We start from the raw sequence: 13,003 nt of genomic DNA, 5'->3' as shown, positions 1-13,003 counted from the left end.
CCCCGTGGCCGCAGGCTGGTTTCGAACCTACTGCGCCGAAAACTGCTATTCACCAAAAAGGCCCGGAGCGTGTGCTCCGGGCCTTTTTACTGGTTGCCGTCAGCTGAAATTACTTCTTGCTGCCGTCTACTTCTTCATAGTCCACGTCGGTCACATTGTCGTGGCCGGCGCCGGGGTTGGGCTGGCCGTTGCCGCCGGGCTGGCCGCCCTGGAAGCCTTCGCCGCCGGGGTAGCCCTGGGGCTGACCTTCGGCACCGCCGCCCTGGGCGTACATTTCCTGCGAAGCCGCCTGCCAGGCGGCGTTGATGGCCGTCATGGCCGAGTCAACGCGGGCCACGTCCTTGGCCTCGTGGGCCGAGCGCAGATCGGCCAGCGCCGATTCGATGGCCGATTTGTTGCCGGCGCTCAGCTTGTCGCCGTACTCCTTCAGCTGCTTCTCGGTCTGGAAGATCATCGAGTCGGCCTGGTTGAGCTTGTCGATTCGCTCGCGCTCCGTTTTGTCGGCTTCGGCGTTGGCCTGGGCTTCCTGGCGCATGCGCTCGATATCCTGCTCGGAAAGGCCCGAGGAGGCTTCGATGCGGATTTTCTGCTCTTTGCCGGTACCCTTGTCCTTGGCCGTCACGTGCAGAATGCCGTTGGCATCGATGTCGAAGGTTACTTCAATCTGCGGCACGCCGCGCGGGGCGGGCGGGATGCTGTCGAGGTGGAACTTGCCGATGGTGCGGTTCTGCGAGGCCATCGGCCGCTCGCCCTGCAACACGTGGATTTCCACCGAAGGCTGGTTGTCCGAGGCCGTCGAGAAGGTTTCCGATTTCTTGGTCGGGATGGTGGTGTTCGACTCGATGAGCTTGGTCATCACGCCGCCCATCGTCTCGATGCCAAGGCTCAGCGGGGTTACGTCGAGCAGCAGCACGTCCTTCACCTCGCCGGTCAGTACCCCGCCCTGGATGGCGGCGCCCACGGCTACCACTTCGTCGGGGTTCACGCCCTTCGAGGGTTTCTTGCCGAAGAACTTCTCCACCTCTTCCTGGATGCGCGGAATGCGCGTCGAGCCACCCACCAGGATGACGTCGTTGATGTCGGAAGGCGAGAGGCCAGCGTCCTGCAGGGCTTTCTTCACCGGCTCCATCGAACGACGGATCAGCGAGTCGGCCAGCTGCTCAAACTTGGCGCGGCTCAGCTTCACCACCAAGTGCTTGGGACCGGTGGCCGTGGCGGTGATGTAGGGCAGGTTAATCTCGGTTTCGTTCGACGACGAAAGCTCGATTTTGGCCTTTTCGGCGGCTTCCTTCAGGCGCTGCAGGGCCATCGGGTCCTGGCGCAGGTCCAGGCCTTCCTGCTGCTGGAAGGTCTCGGCCAGGAAGTTGATGATAACCTGGTCGAAGTCGTCGCCACCGAGGTGGGTGTCGCCGTTGGTGCTCAGCACCTCGAACACGCCGTTGTCGAGCTCGAGGATGGAAATATCGAACGTACCACCGCCGAGGTCATACACGGCTACTTTGTGGTTGGAGTGGTCTTTGTCGAGGCCGTAGGCCAGGGCGGCGGCCGTGGGCTCGTTGATGATGCGCTTCACGTCGAGGCCCGCAATGGCGCCGGCTTCCTTGGTGGCCTGGCGCTGGGCGTCGTTGAAGTACGCCGGCACGGTGATTACCGCTTCGGTTACGGGCTGGCCGAGGTAGTCTTCGGCGGTCTGCTTCATTTTCTGGAGCACCATGGCCGAAATTTCCTGCGGCGTGTACTGCCGGTCGCCAATCTGCACGCCCACAGTGTTGTTGGAGCCGCTGGCCAGCTGGTAGGCCACGTGCTTGGTTTCCTCGGTTACTTCCGAGAAGCGGCGGCCCATAAAGCGCTTGATCGACTGAATCGTATTGGTGGGGTTGGTAATGGCCTGACGCTTCGCCGGGTCACCAACCTTCCGCTCGCCCTTGCCATTGTCGAGAAACGCGACGATAGACGGCGTGGTGCGGCGGCCTTCGCTGTTGGGAATCACAACGGGTTCGTTGCCTTCCATCACGGCCACGCACGAGTTGGTCGTGCCGAGGTCAATACCAATGATTTTGCCCATGAGTATGTACGAGGTAGAGTGGGGTGTTTGCTTGGTTCACTTGGCAGCGTTGCGCCGCCGCGGGGAGGTTTACAAGACGCGTACCAGCCCGGCAAACCCCGTTTTTTGCTGCCAGAATGTCACCGCCCGGTCACGGCTGCCGCGGTGTTTCTGCCGGAAGCGGTTGTACGGGCCGGGTGAAGAGACAGATGTTCAGGCAGTAGACTATAAGCCCGCTTAGCCGACGTCTGCTGCGCGTACGGATTTAGGTGGCGCGGCCAGAAAGCAGATCAGCATGTTATCTGGTGCCTGCTCTACATAAGGTTCTATTCGGTCGCCAATAGCAAACGATGTGGTGAGGTTAGCCAGATTGCCAGATACAGGTTGAGAAACCAGACTGTAGTCTTCGCTAGCCAATACGTTGTATGAATTGGGGACCGTAGAATCAGCAATTTGGACGATTTCCAAAACCGATTCTGATATAACGCGGGCTTCTGCCTGAAGCCACAAGCGCCGCTCATGGCCTTGCACTGGCAAGAAAACTTCATAGCAGCATTCAGGGTCGGCCTGCTGCGGAAGCAACGTGTCAAGAAAGAAGCTGAGGATTTCGCTCAGATTTCCAGGGCCCCCACTACCGATGAACTGTTGATCCTTGATGTACCAAAGCACCCAATCAGTAGACGTGCGTTGCTGCACTGGAGCCATTTCTAGAACGGCCTTTTCCAGGCAAGTCTCCTGCAAATCTATTTCAACCCACCAACCAGGATTGTCCACATTGGTGATAGACACCTTGTATGAATGCTCCCAGTCCCCGTTGCAGTTGATGGTATACCAGCGCTGAATGCGTTGAAGCAGGTCCATAGTCTCAGCGGTTAAAAAACTGTACTATCTTCTTTTCCCAGAGCTGCGGGTGCTGGCGCCAGTACGGCTCGTGGCCGCTGCCGGAAAAAAACTGCCGCTGCTTGGGCCCGCGCAGGCCGGCAAAAATGGCGTCGGTTTCGGTGCGGGTTACGCGGCGGTCCTGGGTGCCCCACATGAGTAGCGTAGGCGTGCGGATGCGCCTGGCATAGGCATCGGCGCGCAAATCGAAGGCCCAGAAGCCGTTTTGCACCCCGCCCCAGAACACCAGCAGGTGCGCGAAGGGAAAAGCTGGCAGGTGCATGGCTCGAAAGCGGTTGCGGGCCGTTTGCAGCATGCTGCCGTAGGGGCACTCGATGATGTTGGCAGTGGGCCGTACGCCCAGCTCGCTTTCGGCGCGCAAAATGGCTACGGCGCCCATGCTCACCCCGTAGAAAACGAGCGGTGTGTGCGGCTGCCGCCGCTGCAGCCACTGCGCCACGGCGGCTACGTCGTAGGCTTCGCGGTAGCCCACGGTAATGCGGGTGCCCGCCGAGCCGCCGTTGCCCGCGAAATCGGTGAGCAGGATCGAGTAACCGAGCCGGCGGAAGTAGGCGGCCTCGCGCAGCAGCCGCGACTTATCGGAGGTGTAGCCGTGAAACAAGGCCACCGTGCCGCGGGCGTTGGGCACCGGGCCGAACCAGCTTTCGAGCAGACCGTTGGCACTTGGAATATGCAGGGTCTGGTAGGCAAACGACGGTTGGCCGCGGTTGACGGGCCGCGGATTACGGATGCCCGTAGCCAGCACCCACAGCTTGCCGGCCACCGACAACTGCTCGGGCGCGGCCGTGTGGCCGCCCGGCTCGGTGGAAAAATGCGTGAACCGCCAGGCGTGGTTGAAGGCCACGACATTGACCAACAAGGCCAGCAGCAACGCCGTCAGCAGGAGCCGGCGGGGCCAGCTAGCAGGCGGGCGGCTCATTTGCCGCGGCGCGGCGGCTTGGCGGAAGGCGCTGCCGGGCGCCCCGCCGAAGATCGGCCCGGGCCGGCACTGCCCCCGGTTTTACCGCCCCGCCCCGGCGCCCCGGCAGCCGGTCGGCTGCTACGCGGAGCCGCGCCGGCGGGGCCGTCGGTCGAGCGGCTGCGGCCGGGGCTCTGGCGCTTGGGGCCGCGGCCGGTAGCCGCTTTTTCGGCCGCGCGGCGGGCGCGGGCGGCTTTCTCGGCGGCCACCTTCTGTTCGTAGTTGGGGTCGTACTTCACCGTAGGCTTGCGGCGGGCCGGGGCCACGCCTTCGTTTTCGGGCGTGTCGGCCACGGCCTCTTTCAGGGCCTGTACTTCGGCGGCGGTCAGCTCGCGCCACTGGCCGGGCGCCAGTTTGGCTACGGTAATCGAGGCCAGCTTGGCGCGCACCAGGCGCAGGGTGGGAAAGCCCACGGCGGCCGTCATCTTGCGCACCTGCCGGTTCATGCCCTCCGAAATGGTCAACTCAATCCAGCTGGTGGGAATGGCGGCGCGGAAGCGCACGGGCTTGCTTCGTTCCCAGAGCTGCTCGGGCTGCTGCGGCAGCAGACGCACCTCGGCGGGCGCCGTGAAGCCGTCCTTGATCTGCACGCCGCGGCGCAGCTGCTCCAGGGCTTCCTCGGTGGGCTCGCCTTCTACCTGCACCCAGTAGGTTTTGGGCACCTTGTAGCGCGGCTCGGCCAGGCGAAACTGCAGCTGCTTGTCGTCGGTGAGCAGCATCAGGCCCTCGGAGTCGAAGTCGAGGCGGCCAACGGGGTAGATGTTGGGCACCGAGACGAAGTCCTTGAGCGTGGCGCGGCCCTTCTCGTCGGTGAACTGGGGCAGAACTTCGTAGGGCTTGTTGACGAGGACGTAGCGCATGAGCAGCGGGGTAGGGGCGCCTTGCAGGCGCCCGGCGTTGAACGGGGGAAAAGCTGGCTCAGTCGAGCCAGGTGGCGACTTCCTGCTCAATGGAGTTGGAGTCGCCGGCCAGCACAAAGTTCCACCCTAATTCGATGGATTGCACGGCCCGCCGCATTTCTTCTACCTGCGCGGCTTCAAAACCCGACTCCGCCGCCATCCAGGCCGCGTATTTGCGGCCGGCGGTCAGCAGGCTGTTCACGGCGTACACCAGCTCCCGGTCCAGCACGGGGGCCTTGTCGACGTCATCGGTATCGGCCGGCTGGGTGCCGTTCAGGTGGCGGTTCACTACCTCCAGGCAGGCCAGCACGTCGGCGGCCAGGGGCTGCAGGGGCAGAAACTTCTGTTTGTCGCTGATTAGGTAGAGCACGTACTGAAAGTCGGCCGCGGTGGGCTTGCTTTTGGCCAGGCCGGCGTGGCGCCGCAGCTGTTCGAGGGCGGTGGGGTAGTCCATTGTTTGGTTCGATTTCGTCTGTCATCCTGAGCCAAAGGCGAAGGACCTTATCCTGTCAGGCCAAGTCGTTGTTACGGCGTCGTTCCCGCTGGGGCAGGGAGTATCTAGCAAGCAATAGTGTCGCTCTTAATCTGGCAAGGTTCTTCGCTTTTGGCTCAGGATGACAGGTTAAACAACGACTTGAAAGAGCATAAAACGGCGTCGCTCTTATCTGGTAAGGCCTTTCGTCCTCGCTTGATGCGCGACATGCTCAGGATGACAGCATAAACAACGAATTGGGCCTAAATACCACCCGAGTAGCGGCGCAACGCCCACTCGGCCGTCACCACCCCCATCAGCAGCAGAAACAGCCACCACTCGTCGATCAGGTCTTTTTCTTCCTCTTGCGTGTGCAGCACCGGCTTGAACCTGGCCTGCAGCAGGCGCTGCTCCAGCTGCGGCAGCTGCTGGGGGTAGAAGAGCTGGCCGTTGCTGCGCTGGGTGAGCTGGTAGAGCGTGTTGTGGTCGGCGTGGGCGGCGGTGGCTTCCAGCTGCTGATCCTGCACCAGCACCTCGCCGCGGTCTTCCTGGGGCTGGCCGGCCACGGTGGCGCGGGCGGTGTAGCGGTAGAGGCCGCCGGGCAGGGGGCCCAGGTGCAGCACGCCGCCGTCGGGGCGGTTGGTGAAGCTGAAAGTGCGCGGGCGGTTCTGCTCGTCGGTGAGGGTGAGACTGATTTGCTGGCCGTACACGCGCTCAAACACGGCGTTGTAGGTTTCGGCGCCGAAAGTCACGTCGTCCTGGGTACTGAACGCGTCCTGGGTGGGGTACACGTCGAGGCGCTTGCGGCGACTGTCCTGGGTGAGCAGCTGCAAGAGGCGCGTGACGAGGCGGTCGTAGGTGTCGGCGCGGTCGGCGTGGGTGGCGGCTTCCTGCAGGCGCCACTGCCAGCTGCCATCGGTGAGCAGGGTGGCCTGACGGCGTCCTGCCGCCCCGGCCACCACCAGCAGGGGCTTATTGACGCGCGTGCGGCCGGCTTGCTGGTAGAGAATGACTTCGGCGCCGCTGCCCAGGCGCGCATCGGCCAGGGGCACGGCGGTGGGTGGGTACTCGCGCAGGCGGGCGGCGGCCTCGGGCTCCAGGCTGAAGCGGGTGAAGCCCGGGTTGAGGGCGGGCGCCGCCTCCTGGGTTTGCCCGCCCCGGGGGCTCACGCGCAGGCCGGTACCCAGCTCGTTGTAGGCCGCCAGGTCCGACTGCGCGCCGAGCACGTAGAGGGCCGGCAGCTGGCGCTGGCGCACGTACTGCAGCACGTCGCGGCCCGCCTCGGGGCGGCTGGGCAGCTGGTGCAGAATGGCCACGTCGTAGTCCTGGTCGGTGCGCAGCGGGGCCAGGCCGGGCAACGCCAGCGTCACGTCGAAGTTGTCGTTGCCGAGCAGGGCGGCGCGCAGGGCTTTCAGGTCGGGGTGGGGGGCGGCGCCGGCCAGCAGCACCCGCAGGCGGCCCTTCACGATGTCGACGTAGGCGTTGCGGGTGTTGTTGAGCAGGGTGAACTCGCCGGGCTGCTGCTCCACCAGCACCTCGTAGCGGTGCTTGCCGGGCGCGGCGGCCGTGAGCAGGAAGGTGGTGCGCTGCAGGCGGCGAGTGGGCGAAAGCGTCACCTGCTGGCGGCCCAGCACCCGGCCGTTTTCGCGCAGCAGCACCGTGGCCGTGCCGCCCGCAAAGCCGTCGTAGCCGATTTCGGCTTCCACCGGGAAGCGGTTGCCGGCGAAGGCCACGCGGTTGTAGCGCAGGTCGGTTACGCGCAGGTCGCGGCGGGGCAGGGTGTCGCCCAACGCCAGGGCGTAGAGCGGGTAGCTGAACTCGGCGAAGACCGGCGGGCGCCCGGCGTTGGCCAGGCCGTCGGAGGCCAGCACCACGGCGGACAGGTTGCGGCCCTCGTAGCCGGTTTGCAGCTCACCCAGCAGGCGGTCGAGGTTGGTGGCCGGGGCCCGGAAGCGCGTCTGCGCCAGGCGGGCTGGGGCAGCGGTGTCGAGGTTGCGCAGGGCCACCTCGTAGCCGGCCTCGCGCAGGCGGGCGGTCATGGCGTCGAGCCCGGCCAGGGTGCGGCGCAGGGCCGAGGAATCGGGGGAGAACAGCGGCACCGACTGCGAGTTGTCGACGGCCAGCACCACTACCGGGGCTTCGGTGGTGGTGGTGTGGGTGCGCAGCACCGGGCCCAGCAGCAGCCAGCACAGAAAGCTCACCAGCGCGAAGCGCAGGAAGGCCAGGACGTAGTTGACGGGCCGGCTCCACGGGGCCTTTTTGGAGTAGAGCAGGGCCGCGTAGCCCGCGCCCACAACCAGGCACAGCAGAATCAGCCAGGGAGAAGAGGCAGAGAAGACCAAAGACAGCAATCAGCAGGTGGACCCCAAGAACTCCGCCGCCAGCTAAACAGTTGCTTGCGGCCAGGGCGGGTAGGGCCGCCGAAGTTACGCGCTCGGCTTAAAACCGCGGGCCTGCCGGGCCACTAAGGGGTACTGATATCGGGGCCGGTAGAAATATGTACCCCCCGGTGGGGGCGCACTTTTGACGCCGCCTGAAATTCCGCGCCCCCACCGGGAGGCGCAGTTTTGAAGCGGCTTAGAATTCTGCGCCCTCACCGGGGGGCGCAGTTTTGGCGAAGGTTCTGAAAGTGCGCCCCCGGCGGCCGGCGGGCTAGCGCCGCAGCACCTCTACCAGCTCGGGGCTGCTGAACAGCCGGGCCGGCGAAATCACCTGCTGCTCCAGCGGCAGCCGCGAGCCGTACCGCTCGCGCATCTTGGCCTGCACGGCCGGGTGGCTGAGGTCGAACTCGCGCAGGGTTTGCAGCTGCCCGATTGCGCGGCCGGTGGCCTGGTGGTACACTTTCCAGAGGAGTTCCGAGCAGTAGATTCGCTCGTCGGACCAGCCGAAGTACGGGTCGTAGGGCCGGCCGCGGTACTGGTGGCCGGTGCGCAGCAGGCGGCGCAGGGTGCGGGGCGTGAGCACCTGCTCCGCGTCGCGCAGGCGCTTCACCACAAAATGCTCGTCCTGGCCGCGCGTAATCCATTGTTCCAGGGGCGTAAGGCCCACCGGCTGCACGGCCTCCAGCACCTGCCACTCGCCGCCCTGCCGAAACAGCAGGCCGCAGTGGCTGTAGGGCGAGTGGGTGGCCAGCTGAATAGCCCGGCTCTGCGCCGATTGTGAGGTGTGAAAAATCAGGTCCCCCTCGCGCAGCCGCAGCGAAACGAGCAGCGTGGTCAGCTCGGCGCGCCGCTCCCGCTTAAAGTAGCCCGGGCGCTGCTGGCGGCGCGGGCAGGCCCACACGGCCAGCACGATGAACAGGACGGCAATAATGATAGATAACGGACGACGCATATAAGTGCAGAAAGCAAAAACGAAAGAACGTCATGTAGAGCCCCGCGAGACATCTCGTGTGCTGACGTCCGACAGCAACTCCACGAAGGAATTACTACCTGCTATCAGCACGCGAGATGCCTCGGCTGCGCTCGGCATGACGTTCTATGATGTTTCAGCTGCTGAAGCCGCTCCCTACGTCAGCATGCCGCCGTCGACCTGCAGCACCTGGCCGGTGATGTAGCTGGAGTCGTCGCCGGCCAAGAAGGCGGTGGCTTTGGCAATGTCCTCGGGCGAGCCGCCGCGCTTGAGCGGAATGGCCTTGCGCCACTCGTCTACCACTTTCTGGTCCAGCTCGCCGGTCATTTCCGTCTCGATGAAGCCCGGGGCAATGGCGTTGCAGCGGATGTTGCGCGAGCCCAGCTCCAGGGCCACCGACTTGGTGAAGCCGATGATGCCCGATTTGGAGGCCGCGTAGTTGGCCTGGCCGGCGTTGCCCTTGATGCCCACCACCGAGGTCATGTTGATGATGGAGCCCGACTTGGCGCGCATCATGGGTTTGGTGGCGGCTTTGGTGAGGTTGAACACCGACTTCAGGTTCACGCTGAGCACCGAGTCCCACTGCTCCTCGCTCATGCGCATGAGCAGGCCGTCCTTGGTGATGCCGGCGTTGTTGACGAGGATGTCGAGCCGGCCGAACTCGGCCACCACGTCGTCGACGAGCTTTTCGGCCTGCTGGTAGTCGGAGGCGTCGGAGCGGTAGCCTTTGACTTTGGTGCCGTGCTGGGCCAGCTCCTGTTCGAGCTGCTGGCCTTTCTCCACGCTGGAGAGGTAGGTGAAGGCCACCTGGGCGCCCAGCTGGGCAAAATGCTGGGCAATGGCCCGGCCAATTCCTTTCGAAGCGCCCGTAATCAGGGCCACTTTTCCGTCGAGCTGTTTGGTCATGAAGGCAAAAATCACGGATTCTCCCGGATTTTTCGGATTTAGCTTACGCTTTCCTTCGGTTCCCGGATTTTGTAGCCGATTTGGCCGCGGGTTATTTACCTGGCCGATGGCCATTCTCGAGCCCATATGCGTTTCCGCGTTCTGAAACTCCTGCTCCTGTTGCTGCTGGCCACGCCGCTGCGGGCGCAGACCAGGCCGGCAACGGTACCGCATTTCGTCGATGAGCAGCTGGTGGCGCAGCGAATTGAGCAGCTGAGCCGGCAGGGCGTACGGGAATTTGTGGTGTACCAAACCGACCAGGCTCAGGCGCCGGACACCCTGATTGAAGGCCAGTACCTGTTGCACGCGGAGGTGGTGACGTTCTTTTTCTGGCAGTCGGCGGGGCGCATGTATGGGCAGAAGTTTACCGATGCGGCGCTGTACGAGCCGGTGGCGGTGGCCGGCGGGCTGTTTTCGTTCGAGCAGCTGGACCAGCTGCCCGTGACGCGCGCCGAGCAGGCCAACATCAATTTTGTGGCGCCGGTGATGGAGCCGCGGCCTGATGCGCCACTGGTGGTACTGGTGCGCAATGGCCGCTGGGGCTACTTCGAGCTTTCCCCCGGCACCTACGTTGCCGCCGCCGCCCGGCAGCGGCTGCGCCGGCAGTGGTGCCAGCGCATTGGCCGCACCGTGGCGCAGGCCGAGCCCCTGTTTGCCCACCCGCAGCCCTACACCCGGCCCGCGTTTTAGCAGGTAGGCCGGTTTCCAGCAGAGCGGCCCACTGGGTCGGAATGAGGCCGCGGCCGTTACGGATTAGGTCCGACGAAGCAACCGGGCCTGTCATTGCGAGCAACGCGAAGCAATCGGTCCTTGCCCGTGGCACAACCCACCAGGCCTGATCAACTGATTCTGTTTTCGGTTCGCCAGGCTCGTTGGGTCGTGCCACGAGGGAAAAGATTGCTTCGGCTGCGCCTCGCAATGACAGCGGATGGGGCCGCGGTGCGGGTCGAACAGGAAGTGGGTGCAACCCCGCCGGGCTTTTTCCGACTCAAACTATTCAGTGCCCCACGGCGTTACCGACAGGTTCGCTGTCGACCTTTGCGCCGGCCTATCGTTACCCCATGCTCCGCCCCGCTCCGCCCAAGTTTACTTTTCTGCTTACCTGGTTTTTGCTCGCGCCGCTGCTGCTGGCGGCCCAGACCTACCGCCTGCGCGGCACCGTGCGCGGCACCGACGGCGAGGGGCTGCCCGGCGCCAACGTGGCCGTGCCCGCGCTCGGCCTGGGCACCGCCGCCAACCCCGACGGCAGCTACGTGCTGGAGCTGCCCGCCGGCCGCCACACCCTGCAGTTCTCCTTTATCGGCTACCAGACGATAACCCGCGAGCTGACCGTGCGCCCCCAGGAGCAGCGCCTCGACGTGGTGCTGCCCTCAGCCGGCAACGAGCTAACGGAGGTAGTCATCGAGGGCACGGGCACGCTGGAGCAGAAGCTGCAAACCACCCAGATGGGCGTCGAGCGGCTGTCGGCGCGCGAGGCCAAGCTGCTGCCGGCCTTGTTTGGCGAGGTCGACATCCTGAAAACCCTGCAGCTCAAGCCCGGCGTGCAAAACGGCGGCGAGGGCACCAGCGGCCTGTTCGTGCGCGGCGGCTCGGCCGACCAGAACCTGATGCTGCTCGACGAGGCGCTGGTGTACAACCCCAACCACTTGTTCGGGCTGTTCAGCACCTTCAACTCCGACGTGGTGCAGTCGGTGGACCTCTACAAGTCGGGCTTCCCGGCCCAGTACGGCGGCCGCCTCTCCTCGGTGGTCGACGTGAAAACGCGCGAGGGCAACAAGCAGCGGCTGGGCGTGAGCGGGGGCCTGGGGCTGATTTCCTCGCGCCTGGCCCTGGAAGGCCCGCTGGGCAAGGCCGCGGCCGATGCGCCGGCGAAGGGCTCGTTTATCCTGGCCGGGCGGCGCACCTACTTCGACGTGTTTACCCGGCAGCTCAACAAAATCAACGAGGGCGTGGAGGACTACAACCCCATTCCCGACTACTACTTCTACGACCTGAACCTGAAGGCCAACTACCAGCTCACCGACAAGGACCACGTGTTTCTGAGCGGCTACTTCGGCAACGACGTGTTCGGCTTCAACTCCGAGCGCGGCTTCAACTTCGACTTTCACTGGGGCAACCGCACCGGCGCCGTGCGCTGGAGCCACGAGTTTTCGCCCAAGCTCTTCACCAATACCTCCGTCACGGGCTCGTACTACGTCTACGACATCACCAACAAGCTCGACCAGTTCAGCTTCGGTTTGCGCAGCGACATTCGCGACTGGAGCCTGCGCTCCGACTGGGAGTGGAAGCCTTCCGACAAGCACACCGTGCGCTTTGGTGGTAGCGGCACCCTGCACCGCTTCGGGGTGGGCAGCCTGCAGGCCCGGGCCCAGGACAACTCGCTCAACATCGGCCAGGACATCGAGTACACCGGCCAGGAAGGCGGCCTGTACGCCTCCGACAACTTCACCGTGACCGACAAGCTGGCCGTGGACTACGGCCTGCGGCTGAGCGGCTTCCGCTCGGGCCAGAACGACTACGGCGGGCTGGAGCCGCGCCTGGCCGCGCGCTACACCCTCACGCCCAAACTCTCGGTAAAGGCCAGCTACGCCCTGATGTACCAGTACGTGCACCTGGTGGCCAACTCCGGCGCCTCGCTGCCCACCGACGTGTGGTATCCCTCGCGCCTTTCGGCCAAGCCGCAACGCTCGCAGCAGGTGTCGGCCGGGGCCAGCTGGCTGCTGGCGGGCGGCAAGCTGCTGCTCACCAACGAAGTGTACTACAAGTGGGCCCAGCGCCAGATCGACTTCCGCGACGGCGCCCAGCTGTTCGTGAATCCCGACCTCGACGCCGAGTTTCTCTACGGCACCGGCCAGGCCTACGGCAACGAGCTGTACCTGGAGAAAAAAGGCGGCCGCACCACCGGCTGGATCGGCTACACCCTGGCCTGGACCACCCGGCAGTTTGACCCGCAGCGCGGCGGGCCGGGCATCAACCAGGGCCGCGCGTTCTTCCCCACCTACGACCGCCGCCACAACCTCACCGCCGTGGCCATGCACAAGCTCAACGAGCGGTTCGATTTGACGGCCTCCTTCGTGTTCACCTCGGGCAACCCCACCACGCTGCCCGCCGCCCGCATTGCCGTGCAGGATCTGGAGGGCACCGACCTGGAAATCGTGCCGGTGTACCCCGACCGCAACTCCTACCGCCTGCCCAGCTACCACCGCCTCGACCTGGGCGTGGTGTACAAGCTGCGCCCCCGGGCCTGGGCCCGCGAGTCGGACCTGACCCTGAGCATCTACAACGCCTACAACCGCCGCAACCCCTACTTCATTTACTTCGACGAGGTGAAAAACAAGGAAACCGGGGAGCCCGAGCGCTTCCGCGCCCGTCTGGTGTCGCTGTTTCCGGTGATTCCCTCGCTGACCTACAACTTTAAATTCTAATCCCGGATT

The 13,003-nt window shown here is 64.8% G+C and carries 10 protein-coding genes; 2 read left to right on the top strand and 8 right to left on the bottom strand.

Features of this window, described 5'->3' with window-relative positions:
- Positions 1–109 precede the first annotated feature (109 nt).
- The 8 genes from dnaK to fabG form a co-directional block, all read right to left on the bottom strand.
- Positions 110–2,065, bottom strand: coding sequence for a molecular chaperone DnaK (gene dnaK, locus ACE191_RS08660; protein ID WP_400191799.1), 1,956 nt, complete (start codon positions 2,063–2,065; stop codon positions 110–112).
- Positions 2,066–2,281: 216 nt separating this feature from the next.
- Positions 2,282–2,905 (bottom strand): immunity 53 family protein, encoded by a 624-nt coding sequence (locus tag ACE191_RS08655; RefSeq protein WP_400191798.1) that lies wholly within the window; start codon positions 2,903–2,905, stop codon positions 2,282–2,284.
- 4 nt (positions 2,906–2,909) lie between these two features.
- Positions 2,910–3,863: an alpha/beta hydrolase gene (locus ACE191_RS08650; protein WP_400191797.1), complete on the bottom strand. Its 954-nt coding sequence runs from the start codon at positions 3,861–3,863 to the stop codon at positions 2,910–2,912.
- Positions 3,860–4,762 carry a pseudouridine synthase gene (locus tag ACE191_RS08645; protein WP_400191796.1) on the bottom strand — a complete coding sequence of 301 codons (903 nt, stop codon included), beginning with the start codon at positions 4,760–4,762 and terminating at the stop codon, positions 3,860–3,862. Before ACE191_RS08645 ends, ACE191_RS08650 begins: the two co-directional genes overlap by 4 nt.
- Positions 4,763–4,820: 58 nt before the next feature.
- Positions 4,821–5,255: a hypothetical protein gene (locus tag ACE191_RS08640; protein ID WP_400191795.1), complete on the bottom strand. Its 435-nt coding sequence runs from the start codon at positions 5,253–5,255 to the stop codon at positions 4,821–4,823.
- 281 nt (positions 5,256–5,536) lie between these two features.
- Positions 5,537–7,615, bottom strand: coding sequence for a VWA domain-containing protein (locus ACE191_RS08635; RefSeq protein WP_400191794.1), 2,079 nt, complete (start codon positions 7,613–7,615; stop codon positions 5,537–5,539).
- A 310-nt stretch (positions 7,616–7,925) separates the two neighbouring features.
- On the bottom strand, positions 7,926–8,606 hold the full coding sequence (locus tag ACE191_RS08630; RefSeq protein ID WP_400191793.1) for a YiiX family permuted papain-like enzyme: 681 nt from the start codon (positions 8,604–8,606) through the stop codon (positions 7,926–7,928).
- A gap of 174 nt (positions 8,607–8,780) precedes the next feature.
- Positions 8,781–9,530 carry a 3-oxoacyl-[acyl-carrier-protein] reductase gene (fabG, locus tag ACE191_RS08625; protein WP_400191792.1) on the bottom strand — a complete coding sequence of 250 codons (750 nt, stop codon included), beginning with the start codon at positions 9,528–9,530 and terminating at the stop codon, positions 8,781–8,783.
- Positions 9,531–9,656: 126 nt separating this feature from the next.
- On the opposite strand from fabG, the gene ACE191_RS08620 reads away from it, so the two are divergent.
- A complete protein-coding gene (locus tag ACE191_RS08620; RefSeq protein ID WP_400191791.1) occupies positions 9,657–10,259 on the top strand; it encodes a hypothetical protein in 603 nt (200 codons plus the stop codon).
- Between the two features lie 371 nt (positions 10,260–10,630).
- On the top strand, positions 10,631–12,994 hold the full coding sequence (locus tag ACE191_RS08615; RefSeq protein ID WP_400191790.1) for a TonB-dependent receptor domain-containing protein: 2,364 nt from the start codon (positions 10,631–10,633) through the stop codon (positions 12,992–12,994).
- The last annotated feature ends 9 nt before the right edge of the window (positions 12,995–13,003 follow it).

The organism is Hymenobacter sp. B81 (assembly GCF_044628455.1).
In the GTDB taxonomy this organism is placed as follows: Bacteria; Bacteroidota; Bacteroidia; order Cytophagales; family Hymenobacteraceae; genus Solirubrum.
The sequence above is the reverse complement of the archived record's forward strand: the minus strand, read 5'-3'. Positions and strand labels throughout refer to the sequence as shown.

Coding starts and splice junctions, on each gene's coding strand:
- ACE191_RS08655 (WP_400191798.1), bottom strand. CDS start 2,905: ATGGACCTGCTTCAACGCATTCAGCGCTGGTATACCATCAACTGCAAC.
- ACE191_RS08645 (WP_400191796.1), bottom strand. CDS start 4,762: ATGCGCTACGTCCTCGTCAACAAGCCCTACGAAGTTCTGCCCCAGTTC.
- ACE191_RS08650 (WP_400191797.1), bottom strand. CDS start 3,863: ATGAGCCGCCCGCCTGCTAGCTGGCCCCGCCGGCTCCTGCTGACGGCG.
- ACE191_RS08630 (WP_400191793.1), bottom strand. CDS start 8,606: ATGCGTCGTCCGTTATCTATCATTATTGCCGTCCTGTTCATCGTGCTG.
- ACE191_RS08620 (WP_400191791.1), top strand. CDS start 9,657: ATGCGTTTCCGCGTTCTGAAACTCCTGCTCCTGTTGCTGCTGGCCACG.
- fabG (WP_400191792.1), bottom strand. CDS start 9,530: ATGACCAAACAGCTCGACGGAAAAGTGGCCCTGATTACGGGCGCTTCG.
- ACE191_RS08615 (WP_400191790.1), top strand. CDS start 10,631: ATGCTCCGCCCCGCTCCGCCCAAGTTTACTTTTCTGCTTACCTGGTTT.
- ACE191_RS08640 (WP_400191795.1), bottom strand. CDS start 5,255: ATGGACTACCCCACCGCCCTCGAACAGCTGCGGCGCCACGCCGGCCTG.
- dnaK (WP_400191799.1), bottom strand. CDS start 2,065: ATGGGCAAAATCATTGGTATTGACCTCGGCACGACCAACTCGTGCGTG.